Here is a 21,643-nt window from a genome sequence, read left to right as displayed (position 1 = left end):
GGTAATATGGACAGTATATTTATACGGTACAATAGTATTGTTGTGCATCACTATTAGTTTCAAATTGCTTCAGACCTCAATCGGATATAGGAAAGGCACCATGGGAAAAACAGCGCAGCAGGTTGACTTGGTTCGGAACGAGCCACGCTATTCCCATCTTGCGACACCGTCTCTTGCCTTGGTGCAGAAGCAATCTCCCGACTATTCCTCTAGCCATGCGCTTCTTCATCCGCAGCATTCCAATATCTCGTTCGCAGTTCGTCCAGACCGTTCCGTCTCCTATTTTGACCCTGTTACTAGCCTTCCAAACCGAAATCACATTTTCGGTGCTTTGGACGAAATGATCGTAAGCGGCGTTGACGATTGCGCCGTCCTGTTTGTTGATCTGGACAATTTCCGTCGCATAAATAACAGTTTTGGACATGAGAAAGGGGACAGCTTGCTTCTTGCAGCTGGGCGGCGGCTTCAACGATTTGTTACCGATCAAGAATGGATTGTCGGGCGTTTCGGCGGAGATGAATTTGTTGTCGTGGTTCATGGCAAAAGGGATCGCACTACACTGAACGCGCTGGCGGAGCAACTTGTTTTAGAGCTTGCTTACCCTCACCAGTTCGAAGGCCTGAGCGTTTCAGTCACCGCTAGTATTGGTATTGCCTGTTTTCCGGGTGATGCTACAGAAGCAGGCGAGCTTATCCAGTACGCTCACACTGCGATGTACGCGGCCAAGGGAATGGGTGGGCAGGGATACCGTCATTTCAGGCAAAACATGGCGGCACACGCCGCCGAGAGTTTGCTCATTGAAGGCAGACTGCGACAGGCCCTGGAAAGTAACGAGTTTTCGCTTGTCTTTCAGCCGATCGCGCGTGCCGGCTCAAACGAAATTCACATTGTCGAGGCATTGCTGCGCTGGACAAATAATCGGAATGAGATCGTCGACCCAGACCAGTTTATTCCAGTAGCAGAAGAATCCGGATTGATCAGGGATATTGGCCGCTGGGTTTTGCAAGAAGCATGTCAGCAAGCCAGCCAGTGGCGCCGGACGCGTGCTACTCCGATTGTGGTCAGCGTCAATGCATCGCCTTTGCAGCTTGCGAACCCCAAGTTCTGCGACGATGTCCAGGCAGCCATGGATGCGGCTGGCCTGCCACCTGATCTATTGGTTATCGAGATGACCGAGCGAATGATGGTAGAAGAGGATGCCATCACCAGCGCAAACATACGCCGTTTGACAGAGATGGGGGTCAGAGTCGCGCTGGATGACTTCGGCACTGGCTATTCTTCGCTGAGCTACCTCACCAGGTATCAGATTCAATCCATCAAGATCGACCGATCCTTCATTGGCAATATCGAATTCGACCTCCGAGCACGCGCACTGGTCCAGGCAATCATCGGTATCGGGAAAAGTTTGGACGTGCGCATGGTGGCTGAAGGCGTGGAATCGCAGGGCCAGGCAGCGGTGCTGGAGAGTCTGGGCTGCGACTACCTTCAGGGTTACCTAATCGGTCGCCCGGTAAGTGCCGAGGCGTTGTAAGACACCGATCAAACAACGCACCAAACAAAAAGGGCGGAAACCCCCACCCCTCATTACCGTTCAGGACGGTGACCTAGCCTTTAAATTTGGCCGCAGCAGCTTTCAAATCGGGCGCGGCGCGAAACTTGGCCGTTTTGGATGCCTTAATTTTTAGCTTTTCACCAGTTGCCGGGTTACGACCGGTACGAGCCGCGCGCTTGCCAACCGAAAAGGTGCCCAAGCCGGACACCGCGAATCGCCCTTCCTTGCGCAAACCGGTTTGGATGAATCCGATCAGTAGTTCCATTCCTTCTTTGGCCTGCGCTCGGGTCACGCCAGTTTGTTCAGCGATCGCTTCAATGACTTCAGTTTTCTTCACTCCGTTATCCTTTCTCGTCTCCGATAAACACAAGTGCCGCAACAAGAGTCTAGCGAGCCGGGCACTTGTTTACCTGCTATACGCCATGCTGCATGATCTCGATCTGTTTTTTCGCCAGCTTGAACACCAGGTCGGCGGTCAGGAATGGGTCATTCGCCAGCATCTGCTTCACAATCATCGTAGTGATCGGATATGCATCGCCTGCCGCGATCGCCACGCCACGGGCGCCGGTTCCCTTCCTCTGGACCGAAAGGTAGAGCTTGCCGGGCTGCGCTTCCAGCGTCATCCACTTTTCATTGTTTTGGCCATGGCCTTTGGCTTCGAACTTGCTGGTCCAGAGCATCAGGGTCGCGAGCATGAGCGGCAATTCTCTTTGCGAGAGCTGGATCGCTACCTTGTTTTTCCAGTTATAGGTGCGCTGGCCACTGGCCTCCGTGGCTTCAACGCGGATCGTGTGAATTCCGCGCTGCGTCGTATCTTCGGAAAAGCATGCCGCGAACTTGCCGCCGTAGACATGAAACGATTTGTAGCGCTCGCCATCCGGCCCCGAGCCTGATTCGCTCTCGTTTTCTGGCCAGGCAATTTCAGGCGAACCCGGATCAGCCGGGTGGGGTGCTTCTGCGCGCTGTTGTGCACGTTGCTGATCCACCTGACTTGCAGTATTCCCCACACCTTGTCGCGCCGGCGGCACGGACGACCATGATTGCGCCGTGGCAGCAGGCGCTGCCGGATTATTCACCAGACGTGTCTGCACGGGCGTAGCACTTCCCTTCGATGCGCTTTCCAAATAACGCGCCAGTGTCAGCCGCACATAGCGAGCCTCCTCGCAGTTGTCCTGCCCACTTTCGTCCCACGTCTTGAGCTTGGCGGAAAAATCCGGCCCTTCATACCGGCCGATGGAGATCAGCACGCCCATGCTTGGCACGATCAGGCCGCGGCGGGCAAGCCGTTCCTTTGTCGCCGGCGTCACGGCATACAGAATGCCTTTCAGATATTTCTTTGCCCGTTCATTATCAGCCTTAAACGCATCGATGGCCTGGACAATGACATCGCCCTCAATGTCAAAGATGTCGGACAGGGTGTGCGAATCCGGCACCGGCAAGGAAAGTGCGCGAATTGACTGCTGATAGGTTGTGGCATTGAAACTCATGCGTTCTCCACGCGGAAGTTGTGATATACAGTACAAATGATTATAATACTAATACGTGTGTTTATCAATTTGCGTTATCTCATCACCGTTATATTTTTGGGTTAATTTACGCCAGTAGTCGGGCGATGCTGCTACTGGATGACTAAGGACGACCGAGGAGCTATGATTTCCAAGGTATATTCTATTTCGATTGACGGTCGAAACTATTCTGCTGCCTGCCAGACTGAATTGCAGTATGCGGCTGCATGGGAGAAAGTGCTGTCGCACGCGTATGAAAACAGACTTGGCGTGAGATGCTGGTGCAGGGGACGAGGCCCGAAGCTCCTCGCGCCGAAGAAATATGCTACCCGGTTTGGATCGGCCCGGTATGGCCAATCAGGAGCGGAGCATGTTTCCGGCTGTGGCTATCATTCCTGGTCCCATGACCGGAGGGGTATGCAGGCATACGGCAAGGATGCGATCGAGGAGATGGAGAGCGGCGGCGTGCGCTTGAACAGGCCTGTCGGTCTGCCGTTATTCGAACCGTCGCTTCAATCCGGACGGGAACCTGCGTTACGGCCGGTTCCAACCGAAGTGCGGGATGCTGGCTTGTCACTGTACGGTCTCCTGCAGTTGGTATGGCATGTGGCGCAGATGAATGCGTGGCATCCCCGGATCGAAGGCACCCGTAAGCCGCGGCTGGTAGGTCATTTTCTGGACAAGGCCGTCGCGTAGATCCGTCTGGATCGCCATGGCCGGGAATGCCTTGGACCGCGTACGGCGGTGGCATGGAGCCGGACCAACCCGGGAAAGAACGAGGCGGCTGTCGAGGCCCGGTCGCGCATTCTGTTGATCTCACACCTTGCCCGGTGGAAGGAAGGCATGGACCTGTTCGAGGCGCTGCCGCTGGCAGACAGGCAACTGTTCTCCCAGATATGGATGTCGAAGCATGGCCAACCGTGGGAAAAGACGCAAGAGGATTTTCCTCATGCCCTTGAGGCATGGCGGCGCAGCGACTGCGTCATGGCCGTCGCGCTTGCGCATCCTTATCCCTTCAAGCAAATGGACGAGAAAAAAAGTTCTTCCTGGTCCTGCCAAGTTTTTAGCTTGGCCCTCATGCCTTCAACCGACGACTGGATTCCCTATGCTAACGACGCAGAGCGCACGCTGCCGGCCAAGTTGCGAGCAGAAGGGCGCTCGTTTACGAAGCCGCTGTCGTTCGACGCCGATCCCTCTGTGCTTTTTCCCAGCGTGATCCTGCATGATTGCGAAGAGACTGCGATTATGCCCATGGAAATCGTCAAAACGGCCAAACCGGTCCCGAATGGCTTTGCAGACTTCAGGCAGCGCTATTTTGCCAATGGGTTCGGCGTCGACAGCTGGTAGGTCTGGAATCTCAGAAGCTCGCCCCAGGAGATACCTGATTTCGCGCCGCGGCGAACGGAGAAATCCCTGCAGCAGGAACCGGCGTCTGCCGAGCCTTCACTCCCGATTGCTTCCGTCGCTCTAATCGCAGCTATACCGGTCGTGGCCGACCCCTATAGAGGCGACTTCATTTGACCGGTTTTCCGTAGCAAGGTCTATATCGATCTCTTTATTGACAGCGGCCCTGGACAAGAGGGCCTTTTCACAGGTTACCTCTTTGTACGTTGGTAATCGCAGATGATTGTCGTCGCCTGTTAGGCATCTCCCTGAGAAAGCAAACGGCTTAGGCCAAAACCCTTCCTCAGGAGGAAAGCATGAAATCGCAACAGAAACCTTTGAAAACTCGATCCATCCTGTTCATCACCAATCACAGTGGTCCTGACCGCTATATCAAGGCTGGGTTCGTCAATCCCGAACTCTATAACATCGAAGTCAAGAACCTTAAACCGAGGCCTCACCCCTCAATGCCAGGGTTCCTGGTACGTAACGGAAAAAATGAGTACCACGGCTACGTCGCTGTGCATGACCTTTACATGGTCTGGCCGAAAGGACGCGGACCGTGCGCAAGAATGACGGCACGGCGCGCGTAAGAAGGACATCATCGATGACAAACGCAAAGTACCCGCCCATCAGTGACGCTGAACGGGCGCGATTGCGTGCTGATGCACGCGATATTCCCGCAACGGCCAGACGCAGGAACACCACGCTGGACGCCTGGGATCTTCGCAGTGAACGGGCAGCTGCTGAAAAGCATTTCGTGCTGGGATGCTGGCTGTTTTATTACAGTCGGCGCATTTTCCTCACCGGTCCCGAAGGCCTTGCACTTCGTATTGACTGTGCCCGAAGGATTTTCGAAGCAGGGTTTGCCAACCCCGGCTATGCCTTTTTCATGGTTTTCAAGTTCGGGGAACGCGAGTTCGCAATGGGCGAAGCATGGATCGGTTTGTACGATGCCGACATGCAGGAGATCAAAGGCTACTTCCCGAACGACTCACGATCACCAGGCAGCCATCCTTATCCACCAAAACCCAGCCCTCTCTCCTGTCCGGAAAGAGGGTTTTTTCTTTGCAGGCCCTCTTCTGTTCCGATGTGGGCCATACCTGGTTACTACCTAATCCTGCACGCCAGGAATCCACTACCCAAGGAGAGTAAAGTGACTGTGCAAGACAATTTGAACCATCAGCAAGACCTCGATCTATTCTCTATCTTCACCGGGGAACGCATCGATCAGGCTCGCCCGGCCATTATAGAAGCCTCTAAGCATGCCCTCTACCAGCAACGAGCAATAATCATGGTGTCCAACGACGTCGTCGAAGATGCGCTGGACTCTGACGCAACGAGCAAGCGCATCATGCAAAAGGGCCTCACGCCGGCGGCGGGGGACATTGTGAGAATACGCCTCAACCTTAATCTGATAAAGAGTAAAGGTGTGCCGGTCCAGACCGTCCATGCGGTGAAGCGCTCAGATGGCTATAAGCGCAACCGAGGCTTGTACAACGGCGCGGCCATCGCGTACCAGAAGGACGTTACACTGGAAAACGCATACTTCAATGTGTCGCAGAAAGGACGAAAGGATGTGGCATTCGGTGCGATGAGCAAGTTCCCGCTGGCTTCGGTGGATAGGGCTTTCATGGATATCCCTCCGGATCTTTCGGGGGCTGGAAATCAGCTTTAATCCAAAACGTGTGCGGTTCTTTTGCGATAGTGAAAACCGCCCGATCCGGTTTGCAGAACAGGCTGCCATCTATGCAAATCGAATCTATGTTAGGGGCCGAATCGAGTACTACACAACGGAAACGGCGCCAGCCAAAGTTGGCTCCTCGCAATGCAGAATTGTGTTCTGAGGCTGCGACGTAAGCGTTAGACCAAACTTACCTCTTTTGCGAGGTGAGTTTTCTTTGGGGAATCAATCCGTACACTTTCCCCCGCAAACCTCAAGGTGTCAAAATAGCAAAATCTTGTCCTGTTAGGCTATGTCTGGAGTGAGGTTGGAATGTGCGTGAATTACCTGCCGGTATCGAGAAAGACGCTTGTGGAGACATTCCACGCCCCTGTCTCGACTGATGCTGCTTGGCCAGATGAGGCTTACCAGGACTATCTGGCGCCACTTATCAGACACGATGGGCAAGGAGGACGCGAGTCCCTTGTGGGCTCCTATGGCATGGTGCCAAAGCAGCATATGCCGTCAGGTGTTAAACGATTTTCGACAATGAACGCCCGTTCGGAAACCGTCGGCCAGCTGCGAAGCTATTCTGGAGCATGGAAGCGCTGCGATTTTTGTTTGGTGCCAATGGACGCGTTTTATGAGCCCAATTGGGAGACGGGAAAGCATATTCGCTACCGTATCGATATGGCCGACAAGTCGCCCTTTGCAGTAGCGGGTTTGTATCGCCAGTGGGAAGAAGCCGATGGTCAGCTATCCTTCTCCTTCACCCAGCTCACCGTGAATGCTGATGAACATCCTCTGATGAACAAGATGCATCGGATCGATGACGAAAAGCGGTCGCTGGTGATTGTTCCGCCTGAAGATTACGATGCCTGGCTTACTTGTCGGAATCCGGAAGAAGCACGCTCCTTTCTTCGGCTTTTTCCAGCCGAACTCATGGCGGCGAAACCGGAACCGAAGGCATCGAAGAGCAAGAAGGAAAGTGCTCGGCAAGCAGCGCCAAAGACAGGCGACTTGTTCTAAGTATAAATCGCTCAGTAATCGGCCTCATTTTCTACTTCGCCCAGCTGATGGATTGCCTGAAGGAGGGCAGAGTAGTCAGCGCGGCGAATGATTTCATCGAACGGGCCAGTCAGCCGGGATGGATTCTGCAGGAAGTACTTGAACTGGAAATTTTCGCACCAATCCAGGAAGGTCGGATGGTCGGGCTCTTCCCGGGAAGTGATAATGCTCTCCGCCGAGAGACCCGGCGCCAGCGACAGATCCATCAGCTGCAGGTTGCGCCGATAGGTAGCCCGGCCTTCCTCGCTTGCCAGATTCTTGTGCGCGACCAACCGCGGCTCGAATGCGCCAGCGTCGACCTTGGCGAAGAAATCGTCCACACTGCCGAAGTCGGCGAGGATTTTCGGCGCGGTTTTTTCACCAATTTTCGGGATGCCTTCAATGGAGTCGGAAGTGTCGCCCACCATGGCCTTGATTTGGACGAAGTCACGGGCCGTTTTCGCGCCCACGGCAGCTTCCATCTCTTCCGGCGTGCAAATGTGGGTGTCCGTCCGGTGATCGAGCCATGATGCACGCGGCTGGAGATTTTGCAACCAGTCATGGTCGCCCGTGAGGAATTTGACGGTATGACCGCTGGCGACAAGCTGTTTGCCCAACTGGTGACCAATGTCGTCTGCCTCTGCGTTCGGGTCGTGAAGCTGCATGAGTCCCAGCTTGGCCAGCATGATGCGCAGGTATGGCATTTGCTGATTCACCGACGCGCGGGCCGCAATCGATGCCTCGCCTTTCTTGCGGCCGCTCTTGTAGTCGGCATACAGGTCATAGCGCCATTTGGCATGGCCGTCCCACAGCAGGACCGGCACGAACGTCGGATTTTCCCTCACGCGTTTGGCAAGCGTGCGAATGGTGACGTAAATCGCCTGGACTTCATCGCCGTTCTGGGCGCGCATCGGCGCTGAAAAGTGGGATGCGTAGGCAATAGAATAGCAGTCAACGAGGAGGATATCCATCCTTGGGAGTCCTTATACGGGTGCCGAAATCGTCGGGTGACCTGTCTCGCCCGCCTGGTGGAGCCTAAACAAGCTATCCCTGAGCCGCAATTTTATGACTTCAAGCGCGCAAAGTAAATCTGTACGTATTATAAGAATTTGTTTTATAAGACTTTTTCAAGTTTTTTCCGCTTCTTACAAATCGATGTAACGCATTTCACTCCTATAAGAACCTCGCAAGTGTCTTTGACACTTCAACCAATTTTTCATATATCAGGAGATCGATATGCCGATTCAGATGATTGAAGCTTCCCAAGCTAAACAAAACCTCACAGTCGTCGGCTTCCGTCCGAACGGTGATTCCTTCAAGGGCACTGTTTGCGAAGCGACTCCGTTCGAAGCGAAGATGGGCCTCCTGGCTGATTTTCGCTACACGGAGGACGGCGGTGATCTCTCAATTTCTTGTGTTCTTGACACAAGTACCGGCAGACTGTTGGACCAGGTCGGTGTCTCTTCCGAAGAAGACCTTTTTACCGAGGTCGAGGCCGTTGATACTGTCCTGTTCCATGCCTCGCAGGGTGGGAGCCACGAGCGGATGAAGGCGTACCTCAGTTTTTTCGAGTATGTCCTGAGCGATTTGCCGGAAGTGTTTGAGGGGCTTGTTGGAGGTAGCAGGGTAGCAGGAGAGGATTTGGCCGTTCAGTATGAGGATCTGAGGGGCAGGACGTTTGAGTTTTTGCCTTCGCACGCATTGCTAGTGCTGGCTGAGAGGGCCTTGAAGTCGGACCGCAGTGGCGCATCCCTTCAGGTCAGGAAGATGGCCGAGCGGGCAGGGGTGGCGCTGGACCGCGCGATCGCTGTAGCGCTCGGCTGATGGCTGGTGGATTGAGGGGTTCCGACCGAGTCGGGCCCCTTTTTCTTTTTCCGTTTCGATGTGGCGCATTTCAGTACGACACCCCCTAACGGCGAAAACCCAAATGATGCAAAGCCCGAAAGTCTATGTCGGCACCGATGACAATGTTGTCGTCTGGCGCCTTCGCAAAAACAAGCAACTGGAATATCTGGCGGTCGTCCTCGATACCCAGCTGCTGTATGTCCGCAAGGATGGCGCTCCGACGCTTCTGACCGTATCTGTTGATGCATGTCCTGTACGAATTGTCACCGAACTGCTTGGCCAGGATGACCCGGCACAGGCCTTGAAGGAACTGATTGCCGGCGGCTCGTTCGACGACGTCAAGGATCTGGTTACCGATCCGTTCCTCACCCAATGGGAAAAGCTGGTGCAGCCGCAAGGCGAAGCGCAACTATTTTCTCCACCACCCGCAACCGTTACGATCTTGGAGTTTTGAGATGAATGCAGCAGATATTTCAACGTTGTTCGAAGAAGGCACTACCGAGAAGGCAACCATACAACCTTCTGCGGCATTGGCAGCCTGGCCGGGGATCAGCACTTTTCTGATGTCAGCTGATCCGAAACAGAGCATCAGCGCCAAGGACTTCATGAAAAGCAGTGCAGTTTCGGTGGCAACGGAGTTTGCCGCAGTCGGGCTGGGTTTCAACGATGATGACAAGAGCGCAAATGCATACCATCACTGCTGGACGGTGAGCATGAAGGCAGGAGGCGTTGTCTATTTCCTGTTTCACGACCATCCTATCCTGCGTGATGCCGTCAGCAAGATCGCCGATCCAGGTCCTGTAAGCCATTTCATAGGTACGGCTTACTTTGTGCCGCTGGAGCATGCCTTTTTTCTAAAGGCATTCGATGTCTATCTGCGAAACATGCTGGTGCTGCCTGGCCTGTCATCGTTCAATGAGATGCTGGTGAACATGTCCTGCATGGCGAAAGCCCTGCTGGAAAAACTGCCTGAAACCCAACGCGACTACTTTGTCGACAAGTTTAGGGCGTCGTTGACCAACGGTTTGCCAGCCACGGAGCCACTTCCGGCAGCATAATCCACCCATCTCACTGGCAAGCACCGCGATCCAGCAGAATTTTTCCGCCGAGTCGCGGTTTTTTTGGTTGGTTCCCAACTTCCCGACAGTGCCAAACGGCCGGTCAGGGTGTGATTTAATATCCGGTAGCATATGAGAGGGGATTGGATAGCGTGATGGGAGCAGTAGAGGTTGCAGGTTGAGTGATCAGATACAGGGCTTCTTGTTGACACGTCATTGGCGAGACACAGCCACAGGCACGGAAGTCGGCTTTTGGTTCGCGACCGATGACGGACCGTGCCATGTTCGCCTGGCGCCGCAACCGTCTGTGGCATTTATTCCGGTCGAGCAGCGCGAGAAAGCGGAGGATCTCTTGCGCGGCGAACGCGCAGTCGAGTTGCGCCCCCTCGCACTGAGCGATTTCAGCCGGCGCCCTATGGTGGGCATGTATTGCAGCCGGTACCAGAAGCTTTTAAAGCTGGACAAGCGGTTGCATCAGAACGGCATTGATGTCTATGAGGCCGATGTGCGTCCTCCGGAGCGTTACCTCATGGAACGCTTCATTACCGCCCCTGTAAAAATTTCTGGGCAGCCGGGTCCGGTCGCAGGGCAGTATATCGACAGTCATCTAAAGCCCGCGCCTGGATACCGTCCTCGCTTAAGAGCCGTGTCGCTGGATATTGAGACCAGCGCGCAAGGCGACCTGTATTCCATCGCTCTCGAAGGTTGTGGCCAGCGGCAGGTGTACATGCTTGGCCCTTTTAACGGCAGCGAGGACCAGCTCGATTTCACGCTGGAGTACTGCGACAGCCGCGCGGAGCTGCTTGAACAATTGTGTCGATGGATGGCGCAGCACGATCCGGACGTGATCATCGGCTGGAACGTGGTGCAGTTTGACTTTCGTGTCCTGCAACAGCAGGCGGACCTCCACCGTGTGCCATTGCGCCTCGGACGGGATGGAAGCTTGATTGAATGGCGCGAGCATGGCAACAAGGAGCATTTCTTTGCCACGGTAGCGGGACGCGTCATCATTGACGGCATCGAAGCGCTCAGATCCGCATCCTGGCACTTTGCCTCCTTCAGCCTGGAGCATGTCGCACAGACCCTGCTGGGCGAAGGCAAGGCCATCGACAATCCCTACGACCGCATGGCGGAAATCGAGAGACGCTTTGCCGAGGACAAGCCAGCGCTTGCGCGCTACAACCTCAAAGATTGCGAACTGGTGACTCGCATCTTTGCCAAAACTGACCTGATGAATTTTTTGCTTGAGCGCGCGAGTGTGACCGGGCTGGCCATCGACCGCAGCGGCGGCTCTGTGGCTGCGTTTGAGCATCTGTACATGCCGATGATGCACCGCCAGGGCTATGTTGCGCCTAACCTCGGCGATGTGCAGGGGGAAGGCAGCCCCGGCGGCTTTGTCATGGATTCCCGGCCTGGCCTGTACGACTCCGTGCTGGTGCTGGATTACAAGAGCCTTTACCCCTCAATCATTCGTACCTTTCTAATCGATCCGGTCGGTATGGTGGAAGGCCTCGCCAGTACCGATGAGAGTACGACCGTTGCGGGGTTTCGAGGCGCCCGGTTCTCGCGGGAGACGCACTGCCTGCCGGCGATCGTCAATCAGATCTGGCAGAGTCGTGAAGCGGCCAAGCGTGAGCGCAATCAACCGCTGTCGGCAGCCCTGAAAATCATTATGAATGCGTTTTACGGCGTCCTCGGGACACCTGGATGCCGCTTCTTCGATCCGCGCTTGACTTCCTCTATTACGATGCGCGGCCACGAGATCATGCACCGCACGCGGGAACTGATAGAGCAACAGGGCTACCAGGTCATCTATGGCGACACCGATTCCACCTTTGTATGGTTAAAAGTGGCGCACTCGGACGAACAGGCGGCTGACATCGGGCACAGGCTGGTTGACCATGTTAACGCCTGGTGGGAAAACCATCTGCAGCGGCAATTTGGTTTGAAGAGTGCTCTCGAGCTGGAGGTTGATGTGCATTACAGGCGCTTTCTGATGCCGACCATTCGCGGTTCTGAAGAAGGCAGCAAAAAACGCTACGCCGGGCTGATCTTCACTCCTGATGGAAAGGAAGAATTGGTCTTCAAGGGGCTGGAATCGGCCCGTACCGACTGGACACTACTGGCGCAGCAGTTTCAGCAAGAACTGTATCTGCGCATTTTCAAGGGTGAACCGTATCGCGACTTTGTACGGGATTATGTCGCCAAGACCTTTAAGGGCGAACATGATGCGCTGCTGGTCTACAGGAAGCGACTGCGCAGATCGCTGGAGGAATACCAGCATAACGTCCCGCCGCATGTTCGCGCGGCGCGCATCGCTGATGAGTACAACCGCTCACACGGGCGTCCTGAGCAATATCAGAATCGTGGGTGGATTAGGTATGTGATGACAACGGCGGGCCCGGAACCTCTGGAAGCCAAGCGCTCCCCGATCGACTACGAGCATTACTTGACGCGCCAGTTGCAACCGATAGCAGATGCCATATTGCCATTCCTGGGCGATTATTTTGTCCTACTCACCAGCCGCCAGCAGAACTTATTTTAGTGCAACATTTGCTTGGAATGGATTAGCAGGATGGCGTGTCTGCAGGCGATGCTCAGGCGGGTACAAAGCAATTCAAATCCAGTAAGTTTGTGCTATTTCGGACATTTTCCAATTCAATGTTGGCCATTTCTCCTGAGCCAGGTGAACGCAAAGCCTGGATTCATTAATCCTCAGGAGAATCGAAATGCATGCAGAAAAACTGTTTGAAAAAATGAAGGCGATCATCGAGCGTGCGGGCTACCCGCTGCTTAGCTCCTACAAGGTGGACTTCTATGTCCATGACCGGGAATACCTTCGCCAGAACGATGCGCCTGGTGTGAAGTTCATGTGGATCGTTCGGGAAAGCGGCACCTACCTTTGCCGGCTCAGCGTGGCGCCGCGGGTTAATGCAGAAGTGGACTATGCCATCGACATCCATGACGCAAATCGCCGCGAGGTCTATTTGCTAGATCGGGATGCCGGCACCGTGAAGCTGCTGGACGACACCGCTGCAAAGCGGCGTCTCAAGGAGTTCGACTACAAGGTGGGACGCTGCACTATCTCGCGCAAAGGTGAACGCATCGCAGTGGCGGATATTCGTCTTACCTCTTGGACGAACGGCAAGCCTCCTACCGGAACGGTGCATTGCCATACGGGTCAGATGCAGTTCCCGCTCGAAACGCTCTATGCCCTACGTTCACTTGCAGTGTACTTTGTCATTGAGGCGACGCACTCGCTATTCACGGCAACCGAAAAAATCTTTATCGAGGGCACCGACATCAACGAGCTGATCGCAGCGCATCCCCAGCCGGTTATCTACCCGGAAGTGCTAGCACGGGGCGCACTGCATCAGGGTTCCCTGGAGCTTCTCGCCGCGTAGACGTCCGCATCATCAACCAGGCATTGCCTGTCCCTAACCACCTGCCCGGATTCTTCCTCACGAAGATCCGGGCTTTTTACTGGCCAGAACTTATTCCTTACAAAAACGTGTTAATCGCACGAATACAAACGCGTGTTCTACATATCAAGTATGCAAAGACAACGCAAGGTCCTTTGCATTCTTCTCTCATTCATAACGCTTTTATGGAGTTTTCCATGGCACTCGTACTTACGGCTTGCTGCATCACCGGTTGGGTAATTTCGCGTCCTATCGTGAAGGCGCTTGGCGTCTAACCAGTCTTTGGTCGTTCTACGGCATTTGATCCACACTCCGAGTTCGCTTATGCGTCTCGGAGTTTTTCTCTTTCGGCCTGCAGATCGCCCTGAAGGCTCGCCAATCTGACGACGCAAGGCGTTGCCATGAATAGTCAAGCATGACCGCTATACGATCTAGTCAACCCTGATATGTATCTTCTTAGAAAGGTTGACAGTGCTCATATAATCGCCGGGTAATCGATTAACTGTCTATCGAGGTCTGACGTGAGCCGCTATATTCTTCTGCAATACAAGCATAGTCAGATACGCCACCAGAATGCAAATGTCCTGGGCACACTCAACGATCTGCCGCGCGCACAGGCGACAGCCCTATCGAGTTTGGATGAAATAAACGAGATAATTGATCTTGAGAACTGGCAGGTCGTCTGGAGTGCTATCAAAGGGCATACCCGCCTCGGGATGCCCCCACAACGACTGAAGAATCAGGCTGGACGCACTTGGTATGTTGCTTGTGGCGGCCTAGTACCCTTATTGCTGATATCGACACCGCTTGTCCAGAGATGCAATCCTAAAGCGGTAGGCGAATAAAGCCAATTTGTTTCGCACAATAAATCTATATTGTTGCATTTGCGAAACACAGCTTAGTGTTTCAGCAACCCCGTGTGCCATAATAAACCGGGCGCATGGCAGGCTTGGTTTACTGCGTGCTGGCCTTATCAGGCATTAATGCGGGCCATCCGTGCTTCAAGCGTCGAGACGATATGGTCATAGCGGGTCAGCGCCGTGGCGTCGGGCTTGTTCTCATTCTTCCGCCAGCGGTGGATCGTCATCGTGGTCACACCGATCAGGTTGGCGATCCCCGTATTTTCTGTCGTACCCAGGCGCTGTTCCCAGTCGGTCAGGATGTCGCTCATCGGCTTGTCAAACTTGTTGGAGCGTACCCCATTTGTGGTCTTGTGCTCTTCGAGCAGCTGGCGTGCCTTTGCCATGACTTCCTTCGATACGCTGGCAGTACGACCGTAAATGTAGGAGGAGAGGCGGGGCAGGCCGATGCCGAGCAGAACGGCATAGTCCTGATTGCGCACCCCCATTTCCTCGCCAATGGACACCAGTTCCTGTTGGTCCGTGGAAAGGACCGTGCGGGTCTGGCCCTTGCGGCGTCCCGGCGTGGCGCTTTTGTATGCATCTTTCAGATAGCGGCGATCAGGAATTTCCTGTTCCGGCTCGGTCGATGGGGGCACGAATGCCATGAAAGGGACTGCATCGATGTTAAATACTCCGGTATCACCCATGCTCATTTCTCCTGTTGCTACCTTGTTCATGTCAGTCATAAATCGTACGCGCTCGTCGTTTTGGTCAATGCATAAATCCAGGTCAAACTCTTCCGTTTCCACCAGGCCGACCTGGGTCAGTTCCTCGCCGCGGTCATGCATGGCTTCCACCGAATCGTGGTGGTAAGTCAGCGTGTTTTCATCCCGCAGCACTTCCCGGCTGACGTTGTCCGCGATCGCCCAGATGACGTAGTAGACAGCGCGGGAGGCGCGAATCTTCGGCAGCATCTTGGCGAAGAAGACGATCATCACGCGCTGGATGACTTCTTCAACGCGCCTGAGGTCGACTCCGTTCTCGAAAGCCCACTTGCGACAAATACCTCGCACACGCGGGTCATGAAAAAGCGCCAGTGCCAGTTTGTCTATAAAGGCCTTGTCATCCGTTGGATACTGCAGGTATTTCTCGATCATCTCCTCCAAAGGCGAGGCCTTGGTGGTCTGATCAATTGGCGGATCTTCTAGGATGACGGCTGACATGGTGAAAGGATAGGCTTGCCTGTTCTCAGATTCCCTGGAGTATATCTACTCGGATCAACATGTGCAAAGAAGAATACATACTGTATATATATTTATTGATTCATGCAGGGTAATAATTACTGCGGTGGATTCGCTTAGAGCCAGTGAAGTCTTTTTCCGAACAAAAAAACCGCGATGCCTTGCGGTCGCGGTCCGAGACAGGTGCCAGTGCCTGTTTATCCGTGTTACAAGTGATCGGGATTGATCGACAGAACGCCTAGCATGGCTATTTGATCTCTCAGAACGGTTGGCTCGACTGGTTTGATCAGCACGGGCACGCCACGGGCCTGGATCTCGCCGGCTTTTTCGGGGTGGATAGCTGCACTGATGACAATCCACATCGGATAAAAGCCTGGTACATTGTCCAGCAATTTCCTGAATGCGCGTTCGCCAGTTTCGCCCCGCAGGTTCCAGTCGGTAATAAGAATATCAATACGCTCGTTGCATTCTTTTAATAGCGGGACCATGCTGGCAGCGTCTTTGGTCGCAAAAACGTTGGCTCCTTCGCTCTGTAGGTAGTCAACGAGCGAATTTCTCAGATTGTCGTTGTCGTCAATCAGGGCGATCCACATACCGTTGATCGAAGGCAGGACGCCAGTCGTCTCAACCGTGTCCAGTTCCTCTCCTATATCAGCCTTTGGCAGCGTCAGCCGGAACCGTGTTCCCTTGCCAGGTATAGACTTGACCGTAATCGTTCCGCCGATCGAGTTGGCCAAGCCTTTGACGATGGACAGGCCAAGCCCAAAACCCTTTTGCGGCCCCGGATTGTCTCCGCGCTCAAACACTTCGAACATCGTCTGCTGAGCTGAGGGCGAGATGCCAGCTCCGGTATTCCAAGCTTCGATATGGACGAACTCTCCCGCCCGGCGAGCAACCAGCATCACATTGCCTTCATGCGGCGTATACCGGATGGCATTTTCCACTAGGTTGCGCAGAATTCGCTCCAGGTAAAAAGGGTCAGTCCTGACCAGCAGGTCGGTTGCGCGGTTCGACAGCGTCTGAAGTTTTGGCTTTGAAAGGTGCAGGGTCTGGTTGATGACCTTTTCAAACATTACCTGCAGGCTGACTGGCTTGAGTTCTGCCTTATGCAAGCCAGAATTGACTTTCTCCATGTGAAGGATGTCAGTGCAAAGCCGCTGCAGAGATGCCGCTGCCGTGCGCATGGAATTGAGAGGGCCACCAAAGCGCTCCATGTCCTCGATCCGCTTTTCAAAACTGCCTAGGCAGTTGAGCATCGTGTTGATCGGCTGGGCCAAGTCATGGCCTGCGCCAAGCAGAAACATCTTTTGCTGCTACGCCATCGCTTCCGTTGCCCGTGCCTTGGCCTCCGTTGCTATATCCTTTTCTCTGGCGGCTATGACTTCATCGATCCATTTGTTGTGTCGCTCCCGCATCTGGCTCAACGCCATCCGAATTCCCTTTGATACCGCGCATCCTGCTAATAGCGTGATTACAGCATAGACATTGAACACGGTGGCATGGCTGCCAGAGGCGTAGAAGAGCATGTTGGGGAGCCACGTCGGTGCCCAGAGCGCGAGAAATCCCCATGGCGACGCATAGGGACGGCATGCTGGTGAAGGTCAAGGTGACCAAGGCAAGAAGCAGGTAGTGCCGGCCGTCGTCAGTGACTACGTTAAAAAACAATAGTCCTGCTGCTCCCCATATCAAGCCAGAAACAATCGCAGCCGCAGCACGTTGGGGAATCGCCTTTCCGAAATTGACTTGCTGCCCCTTGATCAGGATGTTTTCACGGGAGGTAATAGGCATCGTTGTTGGGTCTATACCGACTCCTGCTGCAACTATGCGTTTGAACCTTGCGAAATACAGGTTGCGAACGACGATCAGCGAACAACTGGCAGTAAGCCATAGCTGGGATAGCACGGAAATGCAATGTGTCGCCGAATCCCTGACAGTGGCTTGGGTGACCCAGAAGATGAACAGAGTGCCGACCATTGCCGTGCAGTTGGAAAGGAGAACTTGTGGGAGGCCAACCAGAAGGTTGAAGTCAAGCCGCCGCAAGTAACGTGGTGAAAGAGTGCTGGTAATCATGGCATGTGATCGATGGAGACTTTCATCGTGTGCAGGCAGGACAGCACCATTCAGCGCAAACGCTCCCGAAGAACGGGCTAGACGCGTGCCGAGGCTGGAACAGTGCGAGGGGTGTAGCCACACTTGGCGGCCTGGACACTGAAGTCAGTACGGTTTTTCACGTTCAGAAAGCCATAAATCTCGCGCAGGTAGTTCTTGACCGTGCCTTCAGTAATGGCGAGGTGCCGCGCGATTTCCTTGTTCGACAAGGCGGAAATCGCCAGATCCATGACCGCACGCTGGCGCTCGGTCATCTTGAGGGCGCGGTCCAGAAATTGCGACGTGCATTTGTTGTCCCACGAAGGAAAGAATTCGCCGCCGGCGAGGATCGTTCTGATTGCTTGGGTCAGCACCTCGGGATTGTCGGTTTTAGATACGTAGCCTTTTGCGCCTAGCCCCTTGCAGGAGTTGACTGCGGCTTGTTCCATCAATCCTGAGAGCATCACCACCGGGATTCTGGGCCCAGGAAGGACCTGCATGTAGGTGAGCAATTCAGCGCCGCTTTCCGGCCCTAATCTCAAATCGCAGATCACTAACAAAACCTGCGTTCCTCTACCGCCAAACAGAATCTTTTTCGCATCGGTGAGATTGGTGCAAGTCAGATAATCGTAGCCCGGAATCTCATGCTCAAGCGTGCCCTTCAGCCCGGCCGCCAGCATCGGATGATCATCAGTAATCAGTATCTTCATCGCCTGTTTTGTCCATCTAAATATTGACTAAGGGTAAATAACTCATGAATTTTAGGTTAGTTACTTTCGACACATGCCGAAAGACACATTGTGGCATATGTTTCCAATGTGCAAAATATCGCTATTCGTTACCGAGCAACAAAACCCGGTGACTGCACACGAAACACACACTTTTTTTTGGGAAACATTATGGTCGTTGCAAATACTGCAGTAGAAATAGGTCTGGACATGCTTGGCTATGCTGACGTCTCCAAGGTCGGTGGCCAGGCAACCCCGTCGGCACGCAAACTCAAGCAAGCGCTGCTGTCGTATCCGGAAGGCCGTGCCGAAATCCTGCTGGCCAGCCTGTTTCTGGAAATGCAGAACGCCACTTCGCTCGACGACGTGCGCAAGGTCATCCCAAACTACGAGCACCTGGTCGATACGACGGCAGCTGCGATTTAAGGCTGCGCTGTCGGCCCTTGCGCGGCCAGTTCACCTTGGACGAAAAAAAGCCCACCCCGTAAAGGGTGGGCTTGGTGCTTCAGGGCCGGCTAGACTGACGTGACCGTCAGGTTGCCAGTGTCATCGACGATGACGTTAAAACAATGACCACGAAGCGCATCGAAGCGATGCACGCCGCCGTGTGACAAGACCATTTTTACTACGGTGCTGAGGTCCTTCGTGCGGTGCAGTGCGACAAGCGCCTGGAAGTGTTGATCGTCGATATCACGATCGTCTTCCCCGTATTGATCGTTTTCGCCGATGTAGGAGCTGGCCTGCATGACCGTATTCCAGCCACTGGCTTTGCCCGGTACGGCGACCTCGCCAAAAGCGCAAAAGACCGCTTCGTCATCCAACGTCACGACGTGCTGATTAAGCGTTAAGGTCAAACTGTCACAGAACCGCACCCGGGCATCGATATACCTGCCCTGGAACATCTGCATCGTGCCTTCGTCACCGTTGAGGGTAACGACGACTTTCTCAGCGCTTTCCTCCAGATCCACCCGATGCTGATCGGCCCAGTGCTCGGTAGGCAGGTTTGAGACAACCATCCAGCGTTTTTTATACGCCAGCATGTGCACTGGAATCGTTTCTTCGGTAGGCGAGCCCACACAAAGGACATGCTCTCCTGATTCCACCGACTCGCGGGTAATGCCAGACTCTACTTCCGTGCGGAAGAGACAATCCCTGTTCAGAACCGGCTCAGGGGCATACTCCAGCGCCGACTTTGGCAGGTAGGGAATATCTAACAGCATCTCGGACAGGCCAAGTTGCGGCAGCAGGTGCCAGTATTTCTCCGCAAAAGCTTCACCACCGATTTCCGCCTTGTGTGCCGCCAGGATTTTCTCCTGTTCGGTACGCACTGCATTCTGGATGCGTTTGACTGCCTCCTTTTCATCGATCAGTTGCGAGCGGTCCGGCATGCGCGCGTCAAACTGCGTTGCATCCAGGTGGACGACGTTGCGGTCCTCCCAGGAAAAGCCTGAATTGTAGATGGGCAGACCTTGCAAATAAACCTCGATCCCGCTACCCAACTGCGGTTTGCTGTCGTGATAGCCGCGAAGATGGATATGGCCAATGGCTGTCTCCACCGTCGCCAGTGAAGGCAGGGCATGCCGGCGGGCGAGTTGCAGGCCATCGAGCGTGACTTCGATGGGAAACCCCTTGGCGAACTTGGTCAGTGCATCGACCAGGTTCTTTTTTGGCAGCGTCATGCCTTGCAGCGTGATGCTGGTGCCACCAATGAAGTCTGAGGGCTCCTCCGCAATGCTGGCAAAGTTCAGGACGTCTTCGGTTTCAAAGGCGATCCGGCGTCCGCGCGACTCCACGGTGACATGCTTGCCACTGTGCAACGCACTGAAGAAGCCCTGCCCGAAGGCATGCTCCCTGGTCACCAGCTCCGCCTCCCATCCCGATTCGGAAAGGGTAAGCAGCTTCTGGAAGTCATCGATGCCCTTGCCGTTGTCGACTACCACCAGTGTCCCATCCTCCGAATACGAGAAATGAACGACGGTAGCGCCGGCGCGGCGGGCATTCTGCATCATCTCGGAAAGCACGTTGACAGAGTTGGTAAAGGAAAAGCGCATGTTGCGAACCAGATTTGGGACATTGACTTGCAGGAAAACAGCGTTCATTCAAATCTCCTAAGTAAAAAAGAAAGGGCAAAGGCACTTGCGGTGGCTTTGTGCAATGGAGATGAATGACAAGGAAACGGAAAGAAAAACGCCACCTCTCCCGAAAGAGTGGTGGCGTCGTACTACACAGTTAGAATGAACCCTTCATCAGCGGGTGCCGCGGCCGTGACGACCGGTTTGGCGGGAGCAGGTGAGGCGGGCGGTGTTGCTACCTTGGACGGCGCCAGTGCTGCGAGCGCCGCTGGTGCCTTTGCTTCTTTCAGCACCGAGACCTTGATGGACTCGGAACTGCCCTTACGGTAAAACTCCAGGTCAGCGTCAGCAACCGCGACGCCTTTGGCTTTGAGCAGGGCATCGTAATCCATTGCGCCCTTGCGGGTCACGCGGGCCACGGACACGCCGCTGCCTTCGCGTTTGGGCTGGTCGCCCAGCAGCATGCTCACCAGGATGGATCGTGCCTGCTTTTCCATTTCTTCGGCATGTTCCACGGCGTGAGTCGCCATGATCCATTCCGCCGCGGCCGCTGTCCACTCGTCCGTTGACCAAGTCCTGGCCATGACATGTTCCCAGAAGGCGGTAGTTTCCTCAATGATTCCCACGATACGGGTGTTATCCCGCACGACGTCGAGAAACACGCCGTTTTCCCCGTCAAATGAGTAGTAGTGAATGTTTGGCAGACCGGTAACCAGGAACTGCTGCTGGCATTGGTCGGCAAAGCATGCCGTAACTACGCCGTTCAGGGCAGACTGGTGCGGTTCCGCGCTAGGACACTTGATTTCGACAATCATGTTTTCATGGAAGGTCATGCCATCCAGTGACGCCCGAAGGTGAGGGATTTCGGTGTATTCCGCAGTCGTCGGTACGACCACATTGCCGGTCAGCTGCTAATAGGCGATCCGAGCTTTTGGCTCGAGTGCATATCCGCATAGCTGGGCAGGATTGGGTTTGGGTGGCGCCATAATCCCGGTCTTGAGCTTGAACAGGATGTACGGGGTCATGTAGTGCGACTTCCTCATGATGATCGGCGCCTCGGAGGCTCCGAGTCCTTTTTGCTGCCAGGCGAGCCATGCAGGGGAATCCTGAATCGATTCGGGCCCGATGATGATGCGCATTGCCATTACTGTTCTCCTATAGGTTGAATCCGCAGTGCAGCCAGACTCCGCGAAAGCC

20 protein-coding genes and 1 pseudogene are annotated in these 21,643 nt (G+C 54.5%); 11 read left to right on the top strand and 10 right to left on the bottom strand.

Features of this window, described 5'->3' with window-relative positions; translation table 11 throughout:
* Positions 1–100 precede the first annotated feature (100 nt).
* Positions 101–1,531 (top strand): bifunctional diguanylate cyclase/phosphodiesterase, encoded by a 1,431-nt coding sequence (locus KTQ42_RS20345; protein WP_217347421.1) that lies wholly within the window; start codon positions 101–103, stop codon positions 1,529–1,531.
* 73 nt (positions 1,532–1,604) lie between these two features.
* Here the strand turns inward: KTQ42_RS20345 and KTQ42_RS20340 are convergent, their stop codons facing one another.
* Both KTQ42_RS20340 and KTQ42_RS20335 read right to left on the bottom strand, forming a co-directional pair.
* Complete coding sequence (locus tag KTQ42_RS20340) at positions 1,605–1,889, bottom strand: HU family DNA-binding protein (RefSeq protein ID WP_217347420.1); 285 nt, start codon at positions 1,887–1,889, stop codon at positions 1,605–1,607.
* Between the two features lie 76 nt (positions 1,890–1,965).
* A complete protein-coding gene (locus KTQ42_RS20335) occupies positions 1,966–3,039 on the bottom strand; it encodes a hypothetical protein (RefSeq protein WP_217347419.1) in 1,074 nt (357 codons plus the stop codon).
* Between the two features lie 138 nt (positions 3,040–3,177).
* Between KTQ42_RS20335 and KTQ42_RS24080 the strand changes: the two are divergent.
* From KTQ42_RS24080 to KTQ42_RS20310, 4 genes and pseudogenes are all read left to right on the top strand, one after another.
* Positions 3,178–4,404: pseudogene (locus tag KTQ42_RS24080) on the top strand (DUF1173 family protein).
* Between the two features lie 353 nt (positions 4,405–4,757).
* Complete coding sequence (locus KTQ42_RS20320) at positions 4,758–5,033, top strand: hypothetical protein (protein WP_217347416.1); 276 nt, start codon at positions 4,758–4,760, stop codon at positions 5,031–5,033.
* Positions 5,034–5,047: 14 nt separating this feature from the next.
* On the top strand, positions 5,048–6,118 hold the full coding sequence (locus tag KTQ42_RS20315) for a hypothetical protein (RefSeq protein ID WP_217347415.1): 1,071 nt from the start codon (positions 5,048–5,050) through the stop codon (positions 6,116–6,118).
* Positions 6,119–6,436: 318 nt separating this feature from the next.
* The gene (locus KTQ42_RS20310) at positions 6,437–7,132 is read left to right on the top strand and encodes an SOS response-associated peptidase family protein (RefSeq protein ID WP_217347414.1); all 696 of its coding nucleotides are present in this window, start codon (positions 6,437–6,439) and stop codon (positions 7,130–7,132) included.
* An 11-nt stretch (positions 7,133–7,143) separates the two neighbouring features.
* Here KTQ42_RS20310 and KTQ42_RS20305 read toward each other — a convergent pair whose 3' ends face one another.
* A complete protein-coding gene (locus KTQ42_RS20305; RefSeq protein WP_217347413.1) occupies positions 7,144–8,121 on the bottom strand; it encodes a 5'-3' exonuclease H3TH domain-containing protein in 978 nt (325 codons plus the stop codon).
* Between the two features lie 265 nt (positions 8,122–8,386).
* Between KTQ42_RS20305 and KTQ42_RS20300 the strand changes: the two genes are divergently transcribed.
* From KTQ42_RS20300 to KTQ42_RS20280, 5 genes are all read left to right on the top strand, one after another.
* Positions 8,387–8,974: a hypothetical protein gene (locus tag KTQ42_RS20300; RefSeq protein ID WP_217347412.1), complete on the top strand. Its 588-nt coding sequence runs from the start codon at positions 8,387–8,389 to the stop codon at positions 8,972–8,974.
* 103 nt (positions 8,975–9,077) lie between these two features.
* Positions 9,078–9,449 (top strand): hypothetical protein, encoded by a 372-nt coding sequence (locus KTQ42_RS20295; RefSeq protein ID WP_217347411.1) that lies wholly within the window; start codon positions 9,078–9,080, stop codon positions 9,447–9,449.
* Position 9,450: 1 nt separating this feature from the next.
* Complete coding sequence (locus KTQ42_RS20290) at positions 9,451–10,053, top strand: hypothetical protein (RefSeq protein WP_217347410.1); 603 nt, start codon at positions 9,451–9,453, stop codon at positions 10,051–10,053.
* Positions 10,054–10,231: 178 nt separating this feature from the next.
* A complete protein-coding gene (locus KTQ42_RS20285) occupies positions 10,232–12,598 on the top strand; it encodes a DNA polymerase II (protein ID WP_217347409.1) in 2,367 nt (788 codons plus the stop codon).
* Between the two features lie 184 nt (positions 12,599–12,782).
* Positions 12,783–13,457: a hypothetical protein gene (locus KTQ42_RS20280; RefSeq protein ID WP_217347408.1), complete on the top strand. Its 675-nt coding sequence runs from the start codon at positions 12,783–12,785 to the stop codon at positions 13,455–13,457.
* Positions 13,458–14,448: 991 nt separating this feature from the next.
* Here the strand turns inward: KTQ42_RS20280 and KTQ42_RS24075 are convergent.
* The 4 genes from KTQ42_RS24075 to KTQ42_RS20260 form a co-directional block, all read right to left on the bottom strand.
* A complete protein-coding gene (locus KTQ42_RS24075) occupies positions 14,449–15,540 on the bottom strand; it encodes a hypothetical protein (protein ID WP_249223018.1) in 1,092 nt (363 codons plus the stop codon).
* Between the two features lie 224 nt (positions 15,541–15,764).
* On the bottom strand, positions 15,765–16,862 hold the full coding sequence (locus KTQ42_RS20270; protein WP_217347407.1) for an ATP-binding protein: 1,098 nt from the start codon (positions 16,860–16,862) through the stop codon (positions 15,765–15,767).
* A gap of 79 nt (positions 16,863–16,941) precedes the next feature.
* Positions 16,942–17,628 carry a hypothetical protein gene (locus KTQ42_RS20265; RefSeq protein ID WP_217347406.1) on the bottom strand — a complete coding sequence of 229 codons (687 nt, stop codon included), beginning with the start codon at positions 17,626–17,628 and terminating at the stop codon, positions 16,942–16,944.
* A 77-nt stretch (positions 17,629–17,705) separates the two neighbouring features.
* Positions 17,706–18,356, bottom strand: coding sequence for a response regulator transcription factor (locus tag KTQ42_RS20260; protein WP_217347405.1), 651 nt, complete (start codon positions 18,354–18,356; stop codon positions 17,706–17,708).
* Positions 18,357–18,584: 228 nt separating this feature from the next.
* Here KTQ42_RS20260 and KTQ42_RS20255 point away from each other — a divergent pair, with 228 nt between their 5' ends.
* The gene (locus tag KTQ42_RS20255; protein WP_217347404.1) at positions 18,585–18,800 is read left to right on the top strand and encodes a hypothetical protein; all 216 of its coding nucleotides are present in this window, start codon (positions 18,585–18,587) and stop codon (positions 18,798–18,800) included.
* Positions 18,801–18,889: 89 nt separating this feature from the next.
* On the opposite strand, the gene KTQ42_RS20250 is transcribed toward KTQ42_RS20255, so the two are convergent.
* From KTQ42_RS20250 to KTQ42_RS20240, 3 genes are all read right to left on the bottom strand, one after another.
* Positions 18,890–20,473: an ATP-binding protein gene (locus tag KTQ42_RS20250; protein WP_217347403.1), complete on the bottom strand. Its 1,584-nt coding sequence runs from the start codon at positions 20,471–20,473 to the stop codon at positions 18,890–18,892.
* 122 nt (positions 20,474–20,595) lie between these two features.
* On the bottom strand, positions 20,596–21,279 hold the full coding sequence (locus KTQ42_RS20245; RefSeq protein WP_217347402.1) for a hypothetical protein: 684 nt from the start codon (positions 21,277–21,279) through the stop codon (positions 20,596–20,598).
* 78 nt (positions 21,280–21,357) lie between these two features.
* Positions 21,358–21,591, bottom strand: coding sequence for a hypothetical protein (locus tag KTQ42_RS20240; protein ID WP_217347401.1), 234 nt, complete (start codon positions 21,589–21,591; stop codon positions 21,358–21,360).
* Positions 21,592–21,643: the final 52 nt, after the last annotated feature.

This window comes from Noviherbaspirillum sp. L7-7A, assembly GCF_019052805.1.
In the GTDB taxonomy this organism is placed as follows: Bacteria; Pseudomonadota; Gammaproteobacteria; order Burkholderiales; family Burkholderiaceae_D; genus Noviherbaspirillum_A.
This window is presented reverse-complemented; position numbering and strand designations above follow the sequence as displayed.

What these genes read in the sequence shown, in the direction of transcription:
- KTQ42_RS20250 (WP_217347403.1), bottom strand. Translation starts at nt 20,473, where the DNA reads ATGAACGCTGTTTTCCTGCAAGTCAATGTCCCAAATCTGGTTCGCAAC.
- KTQ42_RS20345 (WP_217347421.1), top strand. Translation starts at nt 101, where the DNA reads ATGGGAAAAACAGCGCAGCAGGTTGACTTGGTTCGGAACGAGCCACGC.
- KTQ42_RS20320 (WP_217347416.1), top strand. Translation starts at nt 4,758, where the DNA reads ATGAAATCGCAACAGAAACCTTTGAAAACTCGATCCATCCTGTTCATC.
- KTQ42_RS20305 (WP_217347413.1), bottom strand. Translation starts at nt 8,121, where the DNA reads ATGGATATCCTCCTCGTTGACTGCTATTCTATTGCCTACGCATCCCAC.
- KTQ42_RS20270 (WP_217347407.1), bottom strand. Translation starts at nt 16,862, where the DNA reads ATGTTTCTGCTTGGCGCAGGCCATGACTTGGCCCAGCCGATCAACACG.
- KTQ42_RS20245 (WP_217347402.1), bottom strand. Translation starts at nt 21,279, where the DNA reads ATGACCTTCCATGAAAACATGATTGTCGAAATCAAGTGTCCTAGCGCG.
- KTQ42_RS24075 (WP_249223018.1), bottom strand. Translation starts at nt 15,540, where the DNA reads ATGTCAGCCGTCATCCTAGAAGATCCGCCAATTGATCAGACCACCAAG.
- KTQ42_RS20255 (WP_217347404.1), top strand. Translation starts at nt 18,585, where the DNA reads ATGCTTGGCTATGCTGACGTCTCCAAGGTCGGTGGCCAGGCAACCCCG.
- KTQ42_RS20315 (WP_217347415.1), top strand. Translation starts at nt 5,048, where the DNA reads ATGACAAACGCAAAGTACCCGCCCATCAGTGACGCTGAACGGGCGCGA.
- KTQ42_RS20295 (WP_217347411.1), top strand. Translation starts at nt 9,078, where the DNA reads ATGATGCAAAGCCCGAAAGTCTATGTCGGCACCGATGACAATGTTGTC.
- KTQ42_RS20290 (WP_217347410.1), top strand. Translation starts at nt 9,451, where the DNA reads ATGAATGCAGCAGATATTTCAACGTTGTTCGAAGAAGGCACTACCGAG.
- KTQ42_RS20240 (WP_217347401.1), bottom strand. Translation starts at nt 21,591, where the DNA reads ATGGCAATGCGCATCATCATCGGGCCCGAATCGATTCAGGATTCCCCT.
- KTQ42_RS20260 (WP_217347405.1), bottom strand. Translation starts at nt 18,356, where the DNA reads ATGAAGATACTGATTACTGATGATCATCCGATGCTGGCGGCCGGGCTG.
- KTQ42_RS20310 (WP_217347414.1), top strand. Translation starts at nt 6,437, where the DNA reads ATGTGCGTGAATTACCTGCCGGTATCGAGAAAGACGCTTGTGGAGACA.
- KTQ42_RS20280 (WP_217347408.1), top strand. Translation starts at nt 12,783, where the DNA reads ATGCATGCAGAAAAACTGTTTGAAAAAATGAAGGCGATCATCGAGCGT.
- KTQ42_RS20265 (WP_217347406.1), bottom strand. Translation starts at nt 17,628, where the DNA reads ATGATTACCAGCACTCTTTCACCACGTTACTTGCGGCGGCTTGACTTC.
- KTQ42_RS20300 (WP_217347412.1), top strand. Translation starts at nt 8,387, where the DNA reads ATGCCGATTCAGATGATTGAAGCTTCCCAAGCTAAACAAAACCTCACA.
- KTQ42_RS20335 (WP_217347419.1), bottom strand. Translation starts at nt 3,039, where the DNA reads ATGAGTTTCAATGCCACAACCTATCAGCAGTCAATTCGCGCACTTTCC.